This is a genomic window from Oryzihumus leptocrescens (assembly GCF_006716205.1).
Lineage (GTDB): Bacteria > Actinomycetota > Actinomycetes > Actinomycetales > Dermatophilaceae > Oryzihumus > Oryzihumus leptocrescens.
In genome coordinates this window covers 3,468,532-3,483,889 of record NZ_VFOQ01000001.1, presented here as the reverse complement: position 1 = coordinate 3,483,889, position 15,358 = coordinate 3,468,532, and the positions used below count along the sequence as shown (strand labels likewise).

18 protein-coding genes and 1 pseudogene are annotated in these 15,358 nt (G+C 69.1%); 10 read left to right on the top strand and 9 right to left on the bottom strand.

Going from position 1 to position 15,358, the window contains the following annotated elements; all coding sequences use genetic code 11:
* Positions 1–108: 108 nt before the first annotated feature.
* On the bottom strand, positions 109–894 hold the full coding sequence (locus FB474_RS16500) for an alpha/beta fold hydrolase (protein WP_185746203.1): 786 nt from the start codon (positions 892–894) through the stop codon (positions 109–111).
* Positions 895–1,405: 511 nt separating this feature from the next.
* Here FB474_RS16500 and FB474_RS16495 point away from each other — a divergent pair.
* A complete protein-coding gene (locus FB474_RS16495) occupies positions 1,406–1,765 on the top strand; it encodes an MmcQ/YjbR family DNA-binding protein (protein ID WP_141789636.1) in 360 nt (119 codons plus the stop codon).
* A gap of 244 nt (positions 1,766–2,009) precedes the next feature.
* Here FB474_RS16495 and FB474_RS16490 read toward each other — a convergent pair whose 3' ends face one another.
* A complete protein-coding gene (locus tag FB474_RS16490; protein WP_141789635.1) occupies positions 2,010–3,068 on the bottom strand; it encodes an MBL fold metallo-hydrolase in 1,059 nt (352 codons plus the stop codon).
* A gap of 280 nt (positions 3,069–3,348) precedes the next feature.
* On the opposite strand from FB474_RS16490, the gene FB474_RS16485 reads away from it, so the two are divergent.
* Together FB474_RS16485 and FB474_RS16480 are read left to right on the top strand one after the other, a co-directional pair.
* A complete protein-coding gene (locus FB474_RS16485; protein ID WP_221632559.1) occupies positions 3,349–4,302 on the top strand; it encodes a DUF2332 domain-containing protein in 954 nt (317 codons plus the stop codon).
* Between the two features lie 1,008 nt (positions 4,303–5,310).
* The gene (locus tag FB474_RS16480; RefSeq protein ID WP_141789634.1) at positions 5,311–6,006 is read left to right on the top strand and encodes a hypothetical protein; all 696 of its coding nucleotides are present in this window, start codon (positions 5,311–5,313) and stop codon (positions 6,004–6,006) included.
* An 84-nt stretch (positions 6,007–6,090) separates the two neighbouring features.
* Here FB474_RS16480 and FB474_RS16475 read toward each other — a convergent pair whose 3' ends face one another.
* Complete coding sequence (locus FB474_RS16475) at positions 6,091–6,441, bottom strand: iron chaperone (RefSeq protein WP_185746202.1); 351 nt, start codon at positions 6,439–6,441, stop codon at positions 6,091–6,093.
* Between the two features lie 99 nt (positions 6,442–6,540).
* Positions 6,541–7,158 carry a hypothetical protein gene (locus FB474_RS16470; protein WP_221632558.1) on the bottom strand — a complete coding sequence of 206 codons (618 nt, stop codon included), beginning with the start codon at positions 7,156–7,158 and terminating at the stop codon, positions 6,541–6,543.
* A 300-nt stretch (positions 7,159–7,458) separates the two neighbouring features.
* Here FB474_RS16470 and FB474_RS16465 point away from each other — a divergent pair, with 300 nt between their 5' ends.
* The 3 genes from FB474_RS16465 (at position 7,459) to FB474_RS16455 (ending at position 8,880) form a co-directional block, all read left to right on the top strand.
* Positions 7,459–7,761 carry a hypothetical protein gene (locus FB474_RS16465; protein WP_141789631.1) on the top strand — a complete coding sequence of 101 codons (303 nt, stop codon included), beginning with the start codon at positions 7,459–7,461 and terminating at the stop codon, positions 7,759–7,761.
* 105 nt (positions 7,762–7,866) lie between these two features.
* Positions 7,867–8,559: a DUF899 domain-containing protein gene (locus FB474_RS16460; protein WP_141789630.1), complete on the top strand. Its 693-nt coding sequence runs from the start codon at positions 7,867–7,869 to the stop codon at positions 8,557–8,559.
* Positions 8,560–8,616: 57 nt separating this feature from the next.
* On the top strand, positions 8,617–8,880 hold the full coding sequence (locus tag FB474_RS16455) for a VOC family protein (protein WP_141789629.1): 264 nt from the start codon (positions 8,617–8,619) through the stop codon (positions 8,878–8,880).
* Between the two features lie 50 nt (positions 8,881–8,930).
* On the opposite strand, the gene FB474_RS16450 is transcribed toward FB474_RS16455, so the two are convergent.
* Together FB474_RS16450 and FB474_RS16445 are read right to left on the bottom strand one after the other, a co-directional pair.
* Complete coding sequence (locus FB474_RS16450; protein ID WP_141789628.1) at positions 8,931–9,131, bottom strand: type II toxin-antitoxin system antitoxin; 201 nt, start codon at positions 9,129–9,131, stop codon at positions 8,931–8,933.
* A 12-nt stretch (positions 9,132–9,143) separates the two neighbouring features.
* Positions 9,144–10,064, bottom strand: a complete 921-nt coding sequence (locus tag FB474_RS16445) for an SPFH domain-containing protein (protein WP_141789627.1) — start codon at positions 10,062–10,064, stop codon at positions 9,144–9,146.
* Between the two features lie 127 nt (positions 10,065–10,191).
* Here FB474_RS16445 and FB474_RS21520 point away from each other — a divergent pair.
* From FB474_RS21520 to FB474_RS16435, 3 genes and pseudogenes are all read left to right on the top strand, one after another.
* Positions 10,192–10,575, top strand: a pseudogene (locus tag FB474_RS21520) (putative immunity protein); the annotation flags it as partial.
* A gap of 117 nt (positions 10,576–10,692) precedes the next feature.
* Entirely contained in the window at positions 10,693–11,145 is a 453-nt protein-coding gene (arr, locus tag FB474_RS21515; protein WP_246092578.1) for an NAD(+)--rifampin ADP-ribosyltransferase, read from the top strand.
* A 53-nt stretch (positions 11,146–11,198) separates the two neighbouring features.
* Positions 11,199–11,636 (top strand): VOC family protein, encoded by a 438-nt coding sequence (locus FB474_RS16435; protein ID WP_185746201.1) that lies wholly within the window; start codon positions 11,199–11,201, stop codon positions 11,634–11,636.
* A gap of 87 nt (positions 11,637–11,723) precedes the next feature.
* On the opposite strand, the gene FB474_RS16430 is transcribed toward FB474_RS16435, so the two are convergent.
* Together FB474_RS16430 and FB474_RS16425 are read right to left on the bottom strand one after the other, a co-directional pair.
* Positions 11,724–12,341: a maleylpyruvate isomerase family mycothiol-dependent enzyme gene (locus tag FB474_RS16430; protein WP_141789624.1), complete on the bottom strand. Its 618-nt coding sequence runs from the start codon at positions 12,339–12,341 to the stop codon at positions 11,724–11,726.
* A 138-nt stretch (positions 12,342–12,479) separates the two neighbouring features.
* Positions 12,480–12,713 carry a DUF4190 domain-containing protein gene (locus tag FB474_RS16425; protein ID WP_281286366.1) on the bottom strand — a complete coding sequence of 78 codons (234 nt, stop codon included), beginning with the start codon at positions 12,711–12,713 and terminating at the stop codon, positions 12,480–12,482.
* 542 nt (positions 12,714–13,255) lie between these two features.
* On the opposite strand from FB474_RS16425, the gene mscL reads away from it, so the two are divergent.
* Complete coding sequence (gene mscL, locus FB474_RS16420; RefSeq protein WP_141789622.1) at positions 13,256–13,687, top strand: large conductance mechanosensitive channel protein MscL; 432 nt, start codon at positions 13,256–13,258, stop codon at positions 13,685–13,687.
* Positions 13,688–13,720: 33 nt separating this feature from the next.
* Here mscL and FB474_RS16415 read toward each other — a convergent pair whose 3' ends face one another.
* The gene (locus FB474_RS16415) at positions 13,721–15,352 is read right to left on the bottom strand and encodes a bifunctional AfsR/SARP family transcriptional regulator/alpha/beta hydrolase (protein WP_141789621.1); all 1,632 of its coding nucleotides are present in this window, start codon (positions 15,350–15,352) and stop codon (positions 13,721–13,723) included.
* Between the last annotated feature and the right edge of the window lie 6 nt (positions 15,353–15,358).

Below are 15,358 nucleotides of genomic sequence, written 5' to 3'. Positions count from 1 at the left end.
GGATGCTACGGCAAACAGTGCGTACCGGAAGGCGAATACCTCCGGTCTTGCCGAGCGCGCAAGCCGTTGTGTTGCTTGTCGACTTGCCTCCTGCTTGACGGCCGTCGGTCAGGACGCCTGCTTCAATGCGTCGGCGATGACGGCGGCGGTGCGTTCTGGAGCCTCGTCCGGGATGAGGAACACCGCGCCGGGGATCGTCACCAGGGTCACGTTGGGAGCCGCCTCGAGTGTGGCGCGCTCGGCATCGGTGAGGCCGCCGTCCCCCTTCTCCTCGGCGTGCACGACCCACACGCGGCTGCCCGACGACGCGAGCTCGGCGGCAAAGTCCCGGTCCGCGGCGATGTAGTCGAGGTACTCGCCGCACACCCGGACCCCGTCGCCAGCCCTGTTCGCCTTGAAGTCCTCGATCAGGTCCTTCTTGTGCTTCTCAGTCGTCTTGGCAGATCTGGCCATCAGCGGCATCGACCGGAACAGCATGGCCATCGGCCACCTGCCCAACCTCTGTGACGCCCGTACCGCGTACCGGAAGAACGTGGACTCATCCGGGGTCGTCAGGCTGAGACCGAGCAACACGACAGGGCCCTGGAAATGTCCCGACAGCACCATGTCCAAAGCGATGGTCGCGCCGTAGGAGAACCCCACGACCACGTCACAGCCGTTGCCTTTGGCCAGCTCTCCGGCCCGGCGGGCCACTGCGGGGATGGATACCTCCTCGGCCACGGGTGCGCCCGCCATGCCGGGCAGCGTGGTGGCCACCAGGCGGAAACCGGACAGCGTCGGCTCCGCCATCACCAGGTCGAACGACCGCGCCGAGCAGGCGCCGCCCGGCAACAGCAGGACCGATCGATCCGCGTCCGTCGGCCCGACGATCAAGCGCTCCCAGGCTTCCCTCATCGCTGACCTCCAAACCAAGCGCTCATGCATGGCGCCAGTCGTCGACCTCATCGATGAAACGCTTGCTCCTTTGTGCCTCCTGGAAACCCCTGACCTTCAGGATGCACCTTCGAACGTTCTCGCGAGCTACCGGGAACGCACTGATCTGCGCGATGCGTGAAGTGGGTCTTTGCCGACAGTCGAATCACGACCGGCAAGGAGGAATGCGGCCGCCGCCACGAGCAGGCAAACGATCACGCGGACGCGAGAGCCACCCCGACGAGACGAGCCATCTGGCCGCCAGGCTGGCTGCCCGTACGACGAGTATCGCGCCCGACAGTCGGCTTGCCTCAGACTAGGCGGGGGACGCCTGCAGAGCCGATGAGTCCGGGCCGCGGGTGCTGTCGATGTTGTTTAGGCATCCCACCGAGGAGCAGATACCGATGGACAAGACCCCAGCAGGGCGAGTTTCCGGTGCGGATCGGCGTGCCGGAGGCCGACGTGCCTTCGGCACCGCCGAAAGACACTGAGCATGGCGGCGCTCGACGACCTTCTGCCGTTGGGCACCGGCTTGGAGCGCTCGTACCCGGTCTACGTACGCGGCAGGCTGAAGTTCCGCGTCAAGCAGATCGTCTACGTGGCGTTCTCCCTCGACGAAGCTGTCATGGGCTTCGCGTTCCCCAAGGAGGAGCGCACCGCGCTCGTCGCGAGCGAACCGCACAAGTTCCACATGCCGTCATCATCGGACCTGCGCTTCAACTGGGTCCACGCCGACCTTGCCGCACTGGAGCCGACCGAGGCCCGAGAGCTGGTCGTCGACGCTTGGCGCATGGTCGTGCCCAAGAAGGTCTCCCGTGCCTACGATCTCGCGCACCCCAACGGACCGGGCTGAACCGCCACCTCCCGACAGTGGGGCCCAGGATCGACCATGACGCTCGGCCTTCTTGTGAGGCGTTCCTCGATGGGGCCCCCTTGCCGGGACGTGAGCGAGGCTGGATCGTCCGGATCTGCCGCGATGCGTGAAGTGCGTCTTTCCGCCGCGACAATGGTGTCTCTCAGCCGTTGAGATCGATCCGGAGACCGATGACTGCCCGTCCACAAGGGACCGCCGACTTCGGTGCTGGCCAACTCATCAGTCAGGCCGCGTCGACCCGGTACGACGATCCGGAACTGCTGGCGGTCCAGGCGTTCGGGAGGGCTGCGGCGAGGGCGTGCTGTGCGCGCCAGCCCGTGCAGTGCCCGGGTACGACCAGGCTTGGCGCTATTGCCGTCAGCGCTTCGACGGTCGGTCCGATCACGGGCTCAAACGCGGGGCCGTTGAGATGGAGGCCTCCGATCAGCGCCGCCACAGCAGAGACTCCGGTAAGCCGCTGCGCATGTCGCACGATGTTGACGGCTCCGGCGTGGCCGCAGCCGGTGAGGACCACCAGCCCACGACCGCGCACGTGGACCACCAGTGCCTGGTCGTCCACCACGTCGGGGTCGTGTCGCCACCCGCTGCCCGTCCATGCCTCGTGCGCCGCCGGCATCCCTCGCTCGAACTCCGTGGTCCGGTCAACTTCACCAGTGATCAAGACACAGTCGTCAACCAACAGCGACGGCTGACGCCTCTCCACGACCGCAAAGCCTTCGGCCTCCAGCGCTCGCCGGCTGAGCGTCGGCATCTCCAGGGGGTCCGCACCAGGAACGGCCAATCGGCGACGGGTCCACGCCATCGGGTGCACCACCATCGGCAATGACCGGCCTCCGCGCCTCGTCGCTAGCCCCGCGAGCCCTCCGACGTGGTCAAAGTGACCGTGACTGAGGACCACTCCCTGAACCCCGAGCAGGTCGATCCCCAGACGGTCGGCATTGACCATCATCGCGTCGGGCGAAAGGCCGGCGTCGAACAGCAGGGACGTCGTGGTCACGTCACGTCGCACGGTCACCAGGGCCGAGAAACCGTGCTCGGCCCGAAGACCCACCGCCGTCTCGCCGCCCTCAAACTGCGGTGCCTTGGCGAGGCCTACACCGAAGGACACGCGGGTGGTCCGCTCATCGCCCTGCAACAGCGCGTCATACACGTTGTCGACCAGGGTGGTCACGATCACCTCGTCGACCGGTTCCAACCCGATCGGGTCGATCGCATCACCCAGAGCCGGTCGGGGCGCAACGAGTGCCGCATCCAATTCTGTCCCGCTGGCTCCCTCACACATGCGCGAACCTTCCCTCCCAGCTCGGCAAAGGCCCATACGAATCCGGTCAGTCACAACTCTCACACACCAACAAGGCCTGGACACGACACCGAAGAGACCCGCGTCTTTCCGCCGCCAGTCGGCGCACCGGCGCTTCTCCGGATCTGCCGAGTTGAGGGTGTCGAGCATTGAGCCGGAGACTGTTGTTGGGCATTGGTGTCGGCGCGGTCGGGCCCGCCGGCTGCGGCGCGAGTCCTATACGGCACGATCAGTCGCGAACGTCGAAACAGGGGGTTGTGCCATGTCGATCAGCACCAGCGAGTGGTACAACCGCTTCGCGGTACGCGAAGCAGCCGGGAACTCACCCAGCTACGAACGGCTCGCCCAAGCTGTGGCCGTTAGCACCGAGATCATCGACCGCCTCGACACCCTGCCCGAGCACAAGCGCCAGCCGAACCTGCTGTTCGCCTCGACACGAGCCATGGGCGGTCCGGTCGAGGCCCCTGAGCCCTTCACCGAGTGGGTGCTCGGGAACTGGGACACGCTCGCCGCCACGATGCGAACCAGGCTCACCCAGACCAACGAGCCGCGGCGCTCTGCCGCGCTGCTGCCCTTCTTCTCCTCGATCGATGGGCCGATCGCACTGCTCGAGGTTGGCGCCTCGGCGGGCCTCTGCCTCTACCCCGACCGCTGGCAGTATCGCTACAGCGACACCGCAGTCGGAGACCCGGACGCACCCCTCTTGACGTGTGAGCCGGCAGGCGCCTTCACGGCCCCCACTCGGCTTCCGGAGGTCACCTGGCGCGCGGGCATCGACCTGAACCCGCTCGACGTCACCAACGTGGATGATGTGCGCTGGCTCGAGGCGCTGATCTGGCCGGAGCAGACAGAGCGCCGTGCCCGGCTCCACGACGCCATCACCATCGCTCAAGACGACCCCGCCCTCCTCGTGGCGGGCGACCTCAACGACCACGTGGCCACCCTCGCGGCCGAGGCCCCCAGCGACGCAACCCTGGTGGTCTTCCACAGCGCGGTCCTTACCTACATCACCCCCGAGGAGCGGCAGCGCTTCGTCGACCAGGTCACGGCCCTGCCAGGCCACTGGATCTCCAACGAGGGGCCCGGGGTGCTTCCCGCGGTGGCCGCTCAGGTCCCCGCCGGGCGGGAGGACACCCAGCACCGGTTCCTCACGGCCTGGGACGGCCGGCCCGTTGCGTGGTCCGGCGGCCATGGCCAGACCATTGAACTGCTCTGACTCACTCAAACGCACGCATTTGCCGCGATGCGTGAGTGCGTCTTTCGCCGCGTGGCTGGCGTCTGGCTCCTGAGCCGAGCGGGGCCACAGCCTCCCGCGCATCGCAGCCCGAGGTGCCCGACGAGGCGCAGCCCTGACATCCGAAGGGCCCCGCAGAGATCACGAGGGCAGGGCGAGTCATTCCCTCATCGGCGACAACGTCCGATCTCCAGGGCCGAGCTGCTCGCCGGCTAGGCCGTTTCGGCCCCCGCGGTCGCCCCCTCGTCCCTCTTGGCTCGCCGCTCCGTAACTCGCGGAACTTGGCCGTGAGGACGTACACGTAGTCCAGCAGGACCTCTGCCAAAGCCAAAGCATCGAGTGCGTTTTCTCTCGATGGTGCGCCGAACCATCACGACGGCTGCGGTGTATGCCTTCGCGTCAAGGCACTTCCGCACCTCCTCATGCTCCGCCCGGAGCGGCTGCGGGACCTCGCTGCTCAGCTGACTGCCCCGGGCCACACGCGCTGCATCTCGTCCCAGTTGCCGTCCTCCAGCCGTACGACCCCTGGATGAAGACGAGAGCTTGCCCGCACTCGTCGCAGGAGGTCAGCGTCACCTTCGAGGGCGGCCCGTGCTCCCCGGGGATGCGGCGATCCAGCTCTGCGTCTGCGAATCGGACTGAAGAGATGAGCGGGCAGTACTGCCCCGCTCAGGTCATCCTCGAAGAACTCTCATGCCGCGATGCGTGAAGTGCGTCTTTCCGCCGCGTTCCGGTCGACCTCGCGCTGAGTGAATCGGGCGATCGAACGGGCGGGATTGCGTGCGGGTCAGAGGCCCGTGTCGTGTTGGCCCTGGCGGCGCATTGCTCCGGGCGTTGTAAGACCGTTGCCTTTACGCGCCGCGTGCTTCGGCGCCGGTATGGCAACATCTACCCGCTGCCTGGCCGTCGCCGGCAGCACGTTCGGTCAGGGGGTCCCCGGTGGTTCGCAAGTTGTCTGTTGTCGCCCTCGGCCTTGCTCTGGTGGGCTCGGTGTCCGCATGCGCTCATTCCGCCACCGCGGCGAAGTCGATGACCCCGAAGTCCTCGACCACGGCCTCGCCGACGTCTGCTGCGACGACGTCTGCGTCGGCGACGGCCCCGGTCACACACCCGCGTACCGCCAAGGAGCTGACCGCGGCCCTGCTCGTCCTCAAGGACATGCCGTCCGGGTTCAGCGTCCAACCTAAGGACAACGGCGCCCAGCCGATGGCCTCGTCCACGGCCCCCAGTTGTGCCACGTTCGTCAAGCTCAGCAACGCCGCGCACCTTCCTGGCAGCATCGCTTCCGCGGACCGGTCGTTCTCCGGTGGTCAGAACGGGCCGGAGATCGACGAGGAGCTGGACGCGCTGAAGTCCGTGGACGCGGCCACCGGAACCCAGCAGAACGTGGTCACCGCCCTCGGGTCGTGCCACAGCGTCAAGCTCGCAATACCCGGCGCCGGCACCTCCGACGTCAAGGTGGAGTCGGTGTCCGCGCCGCAGTTCGGGTCGGACCCAGCCGCGGCCCGGATGACGATGACGTCGGGCCCCGCCTCCGGTCTCGAGGTCACCATGGTCACCACCCGAGTGGAGGACGTCGAGCTGGCGATGACGTTCGTCGGCGCCGTGCCGGACGACATCGACGGAGCCACCCAGCTCGCCGTGGAGAAGGTGCAAACCACGCTCGGTGCGTCGTCAAAGGCGTAACCCCGTGCCCCTGGCCGGGGCCTAAGCGGCCGTGGAGGCCTGACCGGCCCGGTCAGCGTCGCCTTCAGACCGTGGTGGCCTGGCTCAGCGACGGAGGCGTGCGAGTTTCGCCTCCACGAGACTCCGAACGAGCTCGTCCGGGAGGGGTTCGTCGATCGCGAAGTGGAGCGAGCCGGTCGTGCGCTCGTACCCAGTAAGGACATCGCCCAGGTCTTCAAGCACCTTCCCGCTGTGCGGAAGGTAGGCGAGATGGTTCTTGAACGCGGCGAAGCCGGCGACCACCTGTCCGCCGACCCGGAACGCTGGGACGCCGTAGGAGATGCACTCCTCGGCGTCGGGGACGACGGCCCGGATGGATCGTCGCAAGGCTTCGAGTGTGCCCCGCTTTGGTTCGTCGAGTCCTGCCAGGTAGGCATCGACCTCGTCAGCTGTCACGGCAAACAGTCTCCCGCGGCCTCATCGCATTGGCGCGAAGTGCAGGCGCGCCTTGATGAGACTCTGCCGGTGATGCCCGTGTCTCGGCGGGCCAAGCGCTCAGGCGTCTCGGCGAGGCCGGCGCGCCTTGCGTCGCGCCGGGACGGGGTGATCGACATCCGGGTTGTAGACGAACTGCCGGCCTCCCAGACGCGCCGGCGGTTGCCCCTGGGCGACCAGCTCGGCCTGCACCTGAGCCAGGCGTGCAGCCTGAACTTCCTCGCTGGACCAGCCGTTCGCGGTCAAGGCGAGGCCCGTGGTCCGGCCGGTGCACACGAGTCGTTCCAGGTGCGCAAGCAGCAGGTAGAGGCCAGCCGTGAGGATGTCCACGTTCGGGTAGTAGGCGTCCCGTGCGGCGGAATCAACCGCGCACGCCTGGGCCAGAGCGGTGGGCATCACGGTGAAGGTGAGCGGTGCCCCCAACGTCCAGTCGTGCCAGGTTCGCAACGTCACCTGCCCGCTGGCCCGGTCGTACTCGACGGTCGAGGAGTGGGCGCGCAGGCTGGCCAGGAACCGCTGCAGCAAGGGCTCGCCCACGAGTGGGGCGTCGGTCTCGGCGCTGACAGGGACGCCTGCCCCGGCCGGCGCGCTGCGCGGCACGGCGGCGATCTTCGGGGAGGGCGACGAGAGCACCGAGCCCCACGGCCGCGCCGGTGTGTCTTCGCGCCCAGCTGCCATCGAACGTCCCCTCCGAGCTCCTTACGGCCAGGTGCGGGCACCCGGCTTCCCCTGCCGGGAGTGTGCCACGCACCAGTTCGGGCCGCCGCCACCTTCGGGGACCTTCACAGGAACCGACTGGTCGCGCCCGGACGGCGTCCGAGCGACCCTTCGTGGCATGTGCCGCGCCAGTGGAACCGATCGACCAGGACGCACCACGGGACTGTCTGCGCCGGCCCGTCATCGAGCTCACCGAGGCATGCGCACCGATGAGCGTCTGTTCGCAGGTGTGGATGCAGGCGCGGGCCTACGCTTCAGCCTGTGACCCCTGACGAGGTTGGCCGGTACGCGGAGTCGCTGCCGCAGGTCACGCGCAAGGGCACCGCGCTGCGTCCGGCCTGGTACGTCCATGACCGCCTGGTCGTGCGCCTGCAGGACCAGAACACGCTGGTGATTCGCGTTCCCCTGAGCAAGCGCGAGTCGCTGCTCGAGACCTACCCGGACAGCTTCGGCGTGCCGCCTCGCCTGGAGGCGCACCACAAGGTCGAGGCCTATCTTGATCGCGCGCCTCCCGGCGCAGTTCGCACGGCCATCGACCTTGCGTGGGAGATGCAGCACCGGTGAGGGCTCTCTGCGCTCGCCAGCGTCGGGGGATGGATCGAGGCACGCTCGACGCGTAGCGTGAACTGCTGTGCGGTCTCGTGCTTGGGGGATTGAGGGAGGAAGCTCATGAGGACACCTCCGATCGTCTCGCCGGGGGAGTGGGAGGAAGCCCGACAGCGGCTGCTGGTGAAGGAGAAGGAGCTCACCAGGGCACGCGACGCGATGGCGGCCCAACGCCGGCGCATGCCGTGGATGGCCGTGGAGAAGGACTACCGCTTCGACGGGCCGAAGGGGACTGCCAGTCTGCTTGACCTGTTCGAGGGCCGTCGCCAGCTGGTCGTGTACCGAGCCTTCTATGCGCCGGACATCACCACCTTCGCTGCGGGCGGCGCATACCCGGACCGTGCCTGCGTGGGCTGCTCCCTGGTCGCCGACCAGGTGGCGCACCCGGCGCACCTGAATGCCCGCGATACCTCACTGGCGTTCGTGTCGCGGGCACCGCAGGCGGACATCGAGCACCTCAAGGCGCGCAATGGCTGGGAGTCGATCCCGTGGTACACGCTGACGGACGACTTCGACGCCGACTTCGGCGTGGACGAGTGGCACGGCACCAACGCGTTCATCCGCGACGCGGATCGGGTGTTTCGCACCTACTTCGTCAACAGCCGTGGCGACGAGGCGATGGGGAGCACCTGGAGCTACCTCGACCTCACCGCGCTCGGTCGCCAGGAGGAGTGGGAGGACTCGCCGGAGGGCTACCCCCAGACCGCGCCATACCGGTGGTGGAACTACCACGATGCGTACGGGCACGGCGCCTGAAGCGCCCTGCACGGAACGCTCGTCAGGGTGGTCAATCCGACTCGAGGGAGCGACCGCATGACCGCCACCGGCACCGCACAGCACATCCCCGGCGTGGGCACCGTGTACCTCGCGGTGAGCGATCAGGACCGCGCGCTCGCGTTCTACCGCGACGTGCTCGGCTTCGAGGTGCGCACGGACACCGACTTCGGCGAGGGCTTCCGCTGGATCGAGGTGGCTCCGGCCGGCGCGTACACGGTGATCGCCCTCGTGCCGCCGATGGCGTACTTCCGTGACCCCGAGGGCAATCGCCTCCTCCTGGTCGAGGCGACCACGCGCTGACAGCCGATGCCAGTGCCTTCGACCTGGCGGGCTTCCACGCCGGTGGCCGATCAGCCGTCGCGGGTGCGTGGCCGGCCACGCTTCCGGATGGGGCCGGCCTTGCTCGGCATACGGCCGGCGTCGGTGAGGGCGCGTCGGAGCAACATCTCGATGTGGGCGTTGACGCTGCGGAACTCGTCGTCGGCCCAGCGGATGAGGGCGTCGTGGACCGCCGGATCGACCCGCAGCAGCACCTGCCGTCGTTCGCTCAAGGGCTCGCCCTCTCAGCTGTAGAGCGAGCCGGTGTTGACGACCGGCGTCGGCGGCTGGTCACCGCACAGCACGACCATGAGGTTGCTGACCATGCTCGCCTTGCGTTCCTCGTCGAGCTCGACGACCTGGCCTTCGCTGAGCCGGTTGAGGGCCATCTCCACCATGCCGACGGCGCCCTCGACGATCCGGCTGCGGGCGGCGACCACGGCGTTGGCCTGCTGGCGGCGCAGCATCGCCTGGGCGATCTCCTGGGCATAGGCGAGGTGGGAGATCCGGACCTCGACGATCTCCACCCCGGCGATGGAGACCCGCTCGGCGACCTCGTGGGCGAGCTCCGCGGCGACCACATCGGTCGCGCCGCGCAGCGAGGCACCCGCTTCCTCGGCGTTGTCGTAGGGGTGGGTGTTGGCGACGTGGCGCAGCGCGGACTCCGACTGCACCGAGACGAAGTTCTCGTAGCTGTCGACGGCGTACGTCGACCGGGCCGTGTCCGCGACCTGCCAGACCACGATGGCGGCGATGTCGACCGGGTTCCCGTCGGCGTCGTTGACCTTGAGCCTGTTGGTCTCGAAGTTGCGGACCCGGATGCTGACCCGGCGTCGAAGGGTCAGCGGCAGCACCCACCAGAAGCCGGGCTTGCGGACAGTCCCGACGTAGGTGCCGAAGAACTGGATCACGGAGCTCTGTCCCGGCGGCACCACCACGAGCGAGGTGGCGACCAACACGAACAGCAGGATCGGCAGCCAGGACCAGGCGGACGACGCCTTCACCGCGGAGTAGGACCACCACCCCAACGCGATCAGCACGACGACGCCGGCCCAACCGGTGATCGCGAGGGCCGGTCGCTGGGTGATGTCGACCCGGGCCCCCTGGTGCCCGACGGGCTCCGCGCGCGGGGCGGGTCCGGGAATCGGCTGCTCGGTACCGCTCATGAGAGCCTCCTCTGAAAAGTGATATCACCGGGATAGCACCGTTCAGTCCGCCTGCCAAGGGACCCTTGTCGAGGCGGCGTGGCCAACGGAAACCGCCGGGCCGGCGCGCTGTGCGAAACTCCAGGAGATGCAGACATCCTCGGGGGACTTCGAGCTGACGCTGGACGAGCTGCGGGCGGTTGCGGGGTATGCCGTGGCGTGCGCCGAACCTGCCCTCGTGGTCTTCCAGAAGGACCGGCCCGATGACCCTCGCCCGGCGGCGGCCCTCCAGGCCGCGCGAGTCTTCGCCGAGGGGGCGCCGCGTTCGCGCCTCCAACGGGCCGCCGCAGCCGACGCCCACCGCGCGGCCGGGGACGCGACGACCGAAGCCGCCCGGCACGCAGCGAGCGCTGCAGGAGATGCCGCGGCGGCGGCATACCTCCATCCATTGGCGAAGGCGACCCAGGTGCGCCACATCCTGGGGTCGGCCGCCCACGCCGCCCGGGCGGCCGAGCTGGCACGGGGCGATGACCCGGTGGTCGCGGAGTACGTGGTCACCGCCGCCGCCAAGCGAGCCACGCCGGTCGTCCTGGACGTGCTGACCCGCTACCCGCGGGCGCCGAAGGGGCGCACCCGGGTCGCGGTCCTCATGGCACGGCTCGACAGCCTGCTGCGCGACCCACCTCCGACGCCGCGCGTGGTCGACGACTCCGGGCCGTTCTTCCACGGGACCAGAGCCGACCTGCGTCCGGGTGACCTGCTCACGCCGGGCTGGCGCTCCAACTACGGGTCGGGGCGTCAGGCCAGGCACATCTACCTGACGGCCACGCGCGAGGGCGCGCCACTGGCCGCCGAGCTCGCGCGCGGCGACGGGCCGGGACGGGTCTACCGGGTCGAGCCACTCGGCAGGATCGAGGACGACCCGAACGTGACCGACAAGCGCTTCCCCGGGAACCCGACCCGGTCCTACCGAACGACCGAGCCACTGCGGGTCGTCGAGGAGATCACGGGCTGGGAGCGCCCTCCGGCGGAGCTGATCGCGCACATGCGCGAGCGCATGGCCGAGCTCGACGAGCTCGGGATCGAAGCGATGGACGACTGAGGTCGGCGTCGTCCGTTGACCACAGACCAGGTGAGCACTGGAGGATGACCGTCATGGCACGCATCAGGTTCGACCACGTGGGGATCACGGTCTCCGACCTCGAGTCCGTCACGGCGTTCTTCGTCGGCCTGGGTCTCGAGGTCGAGGGCAGCATGTTCGTGGAGGGCGAGTTCATCGACACGGTGATCGGCATCCCGGACTCGCGGACGCAGATCGTCATGCTGCGGCCACCCGGCGGAGGGACCGCGATCGAGCTCTCGAGCTTTGTCAGGCCCGACCACGAGCCCGGGTCGTCCAACGCGATGGCCAACGAGCTCGGTCTGCGCAACGTCTGCTTCGAGGTCGACGACCTCCAGTCGACCGTCGACGGCCTGGCTGAGGACGGCTACGGGCTCGTCGGCGGCATCGGTCAGCACGAGGACACCTGGCGCATGGCCTACGTGCGCGGGCCGGAGGGGATCGTCGTCTCGCTGGCCGAGCGGATGGGCTGACGGCGGCAGCCGCCAGCCCACCCGCAGCGCCGGTATGCCGGAGCCGGCCCCCCAGCCTGACTGCGGCTCAGCTGCGCTCCTCCCCGGTCAGGAGAAGACGCGCAGGTCTGCGAGGGTGACTCCGACGAGCTCGTCCACGGCACGCTCGGGTCGCCGGTGGGCCACCACACGGAACACGCCGGCGGTCGAGGTGCGCAGCCGCCCGAGCGCGCGGGCGTCCGGGTCACCCAGCCGCAGCACCTCGGGCCTGTCACTGAGGTGCACATCCGTCGGCGGGAGGCCCAGTCGAGCGCTGTACCCCGACAGGATGACCAGGGCGTCGTCGACTCCGGGGCTGGCGTAGGCGTCGGGCTCGCCGAGTGCCTCGCGGATGTCCCCACCATGCACCCACTCGCCGAACGCGATGCGAGCCACCGACGGCGCGGCGGCGGCGAGGGCGTAGGCGCGCTCCAGCTCGGCGAGGAGCTCCGACAGCGGCCAGCCCTTGCGTTCGTCGACGTCGGCCTGGTTGTCCGCCGGGCTGAAGGCGTGCTCGGTGCCGGTCACCACGCGGATCAGGGCCGAGGCGCAGTGCGCGATCACGTCGCGCACCGACCACAGCGTGCACACGGTCGGCAGGTCGAAGGCCGCCTCGGGGGTCCGCCTCAGCATCGGGAGCAGGCTGTCCCGCTCGGCGAGCAGGAGTCGGGCGTGGATGGTGGTCATGACCCGGATCTTGCAGCGCTCCCTCGCGCGAGGGCTCCGGTTCACGCCTGGGACGTCGAATGTGGCGGGACCTGGCCCTGCTTTGGCGGGAATCCTGCACCGCCACCAGCCGTGGTCCAGCGTGACCCGCGACGCGTCCTAGGGGGACGTCTTGGCGTTGTGCGACAGCACGGCAAGGACGTAGATGATGACGACCAGGCTCAGCACCAGGCTGACCGCGCCGCAGATCACCCCTGTCAGCGCCTGGCCGCGGTTCGTCGCCTGGCCCGCCCGAGCTTTGCGAAGGCCGAGGACGCCGAGGATGATCGCGCCCGTCGAGCTCAGCGGGGCGAGGACGAAGAAGCTCGCGATGCCGACGATCATCGCGGCCAGGCCAAGACCGTTCCGGCGGCCGTCCGTACGCCTGGGCCGGCGGTGCCGGCGGCGGTGGTGGGTAGTTCGGGGGCTGGCTCATGGGTCACACCTCCAAGGGGGCTTCGGTAGGGATCACTCTGGCAGCGCGGGTGAGTCCGGCAACCCGGGGACTCGTCCACCTCTCGCGTGGTGCGGGCGTGGGGATCCTGGGCGCCGCCCGGCCGCCTCGCCGTGCACGCGTGGTGCTCTCCGAGGTGCACATCGTCCACGCCGGGGCCAGCAGGCGGTCCTCCGGTTGAACTTCGGAATTCTTGCGGCCCTTTGCTCGAGGGATCGCCGAGGCCGTCAACGCCGAGGCCGTCAACGCCGAGGGCAACGCGGCCTGACCTGGGGGACCGCACCCGTGTCGATCGGCGGGTCCGCGTCCTCCGCGGCTCGGCGTCGGGTCAGTCGAACGGCGTAGTCCTGCAACGCCGTACAACGCTTGTCGAGCATTCCTCCAGCCCGGAACGTGACTGCTGAGGCGGGGCACGGACGTGCCGGGCGAAAGGACCCAGGAGATGATCAAAGGCTTCCGAGACTTCATCCTGCGAGGCAATGTGGTCGACTTTGCCGTCGGCATCGTCATCGGCGCGGCATTCGGGGCTCTGGTCACCGCTCTCGTCAAGGACCTGATCACACCGATCATCGGGGCACTCGGCGGAACGCCCGACTTCTCCGGGCTGTACTTCACCATCAACGGCAGTCGTTTCCTCTACGGGGACTTCATCAACGCCATCCTGGCCTTCCTGCTGATCGCCGCGGCGATCTACTTCTTCGTCGTCATCCCCGTCAACAAGCTCATGGCGCGGTACAAGCCCACCGCCGAGGAGCCGGCAGCCACCCAGGTCTGCCCCCACTGCCTGTCCTCCATCCACATCGGTGCCACCCGGTGCGCGTTCTGCACGGCCGAGCTCGTCCAGGGGGCCGGCGGCGGAGGCAGGTCGATCTAGGGTGCGCGGTCGCGGACGAGGTGAACCGGTCCGTCATCCAGCGGCGGCGCGGACGTGCTCGACGATGTTCTGCTGGATCTGGTCGAGGTCACTGGCATCAGGCAGGTGGACCCGCCCCTCGAGCACCACGAGCGTGGCGTCGCGCAGGCCCGCGACGAGCTGCTGCGCACCCCGGAAGGGGATGAGCCGGTCGCCCCGGTAGTGCAGAACGAGTGCCGGCGCCATGACGGCGGGCAGCTTGTCCATGACGTTGTGCTCGTACAGCGACGCCAGGTAGTCAGCCGCGACGTCGGGTCGGGCCGACTCCCGGAACACCTCTGAGAGGTGCCAGGCGGCTTCGTCGCTGGCCCCCGGCCGATACAGGTCGGCGAGCAGCTTCGAGCCCATGCTCCAGTGGGTTCGCGTGATCTGCACGACCATGTCGCGCAGCTGCTTGTCGGTGAAGGTCCCCGGGCCGTCCGCGAACGTGCCGAACAGCACGAGCGACGCGACCAGCTCAGGCCGTTCTGCGGCCAGGGACACAGCGATCGGCCCGGCACCCGACATGGCGAGGAGCGAGACCGGGGGCCCCACTTCGCTCACCACGTCGGCAAGCTCACCCACGCTCGCTGCCAGGCCGAAGTCCCTGACCGGCCCGGGGGAGAGGCCCGTCCCCACGCGGTCGTACAGCGTGAGCGCGAAGTCGTCGGTGAGCCGCTCCAGCAACGACGAGCGAGGGTCCCGGCCGGATGCGATGACGTCCAGGTTGGAGATCCAGCCGAGCAGCACGACGAGCGGCGGTCCGGTCCCCGTGCTGCCGTGGGCCACCACGTCGCCGGCTCGGGTGCGCAGGTAGCGGACCTGGAGATCGCAGAGGCCGCGCCGGGTCGCGACCGTGGTGACCTGCCGTGTCTGCGTTGTCGCGTCCCGAGCGGGAGGCTCCTGCAAGAGCTCGACCTGCAACGACTGCATGACCCGTGATGGCTCGAGACCGAGGTCCTCGCCGAGGTGGTCGCGGTGGTTCCGGTAGTGGTCCAGTGCCTCCGCGGTGCGCCCCGTCTCGTGGAGTGCCCGCATCAGCGACGCCCTCGCGCTCTCCCGCAGGGGGTGCTCTGCCACGAACGGCTCGAGCATGGGCACGACGTCGGCGGCCCGGCCGCAGGCCAGCAACGCCTCAGCCCGGCGCTCGACGGCCGCGCGGCGACTCTCCTCCAGCCGGATCGCCTCGAGCTGGGCGATCTCGGTGTCCGCGAAGCCGGCGTACGCCTGCCCCCGCCACAGGCCGAGGGCGTCCGCCAGGGTGACTGCCGCCTCCTCCGGCGGCTGTCCGGCGGCCCGGCTCACGAGCTCGCCAAACAGGTCGGCGTCGAGGTCGCCGGGTGACAACGCGAGCTGGTAACCCCGTTCCCGGGTCAGGAGCACCTCTCGCTCGCTCACCGAGCGGAGCGCGCGGCGCAGCTTGAACACCGCGCTGTGCAACGACGCCTCCGGGTTGTCCGGCAGGTCGTCTCCCCACAGCAGCGTGACCAGCCGGTCGATGCTGACCACCTCGCGGGCACGTGCGGCGAGGGCCGCGAGAAGGGCAGGTTGTCGCCTCCCCGGAAGCGGGACCGTGACTCCACCGCTCCCGACGAGCTCGACTGCCCCCAGTATGCGCACCAGCACTGGCGGTCCTCCAGAGACCATTGTCGC

What these genes read in the sequence shown, in the direction of transcription:
- FB474_RS16500 (WP_185746203.1), bottom strand. Translation starts at nt 894, where the DNA reads ATGAGGGAAGCCTGGGAGCGCTTGATCGTCGGGCCGACGGACGCGGAT.
- FB474_RS16495 (WP_141789636.1), top strand. Translation starts at nt 1,406, where the DNA reads ATGGCGGCGCTCGACGACCTTCTGCCGTTGGGCACCGGCTTGGAGCGC.
- FB474_RS16490 (WP_141789635.1), bottom strand. Translation starts at nt 3,068, where the DNA reads ATGTGTGAGGGAGCCAGCGGGACAGAATTGGATGCGGCACTCGTTGCG.
- FB474_RS16485 (WP_221632559.1), top strand. Translation starts at nt 3,349, where the DNA reads ATGTCGATCAGCACCAGCGAGTGGTACAACCGCTTCGCGGTACGCGAA.
- FB474_RS16470 (WP_221632558.1), bottom strand. Translation starts at nt 7,158, where the DNA reads ATGGCAGCTGGGCGCGAAGACACACCGGCGCGGCCGTGGGGCTCGGTG.
- FB474_RS16460 (WP_141789630.1), top strand. Translation starts at nt 7,867, where the DNA reads ATGAGGACACCTCCGATCGTCTCGCCGGGGGAGTGGGAGGAAGCCCGA.
- FB474_RS16455 (WP_141789629.1), top strand. Translation starts at nt 8,617, where the DNA reads ATGACCGCCACCGGCACCGCACAGCACATCCCCGGCGTGGGCACCGTG.
- FB474_RS16445 (WP_141789627.1), bottom strand. Translation starts at nt 10,064, where the DNA reads ATGAGCGGTACCGAGCAGCCGATTCCCGGACCCGCCCCGCGCGCGGAG.
- arr (WP_246092578.1), top strand. Translation starts at nt 10,693, where the DNA reads ATGGCACGGCTCGACAGCCTGCTGCGCGACCCACCTCCGACGCCGCGC.
- FB474_RS16435 (WP_185746201.1), top strand. Translation starts at nt 11,199, where the DNA reads ATGGCACGCATCAGGTTCGACCACGTGGGGATCACGGTCTCCGACCTC.
- FB474_RS16430 (WP_141789624.1), bottom strand. Translation starts at nt 12,341, where the DNA reads ATGACCACCATCCACGCCCGACTCCTGCTCGCCGAGCGGGACAGCCTG.
- mscL (WP_141789622.1), top strand. Translation starts at nt 13,256, where the DNA reads ATGATCAAAGGCTTCCGAGACTTCATCCTGCGAGGCAATGTGGTCGAC.
- FB474_RS16415 (WP_141789621.1), bottom strand. Translation starts at nt 15,352, where the DNA reads ATGGTCTCTGGAGGACCGCCAGTGCTGGTGCGCATACTGGGGGCAGTC.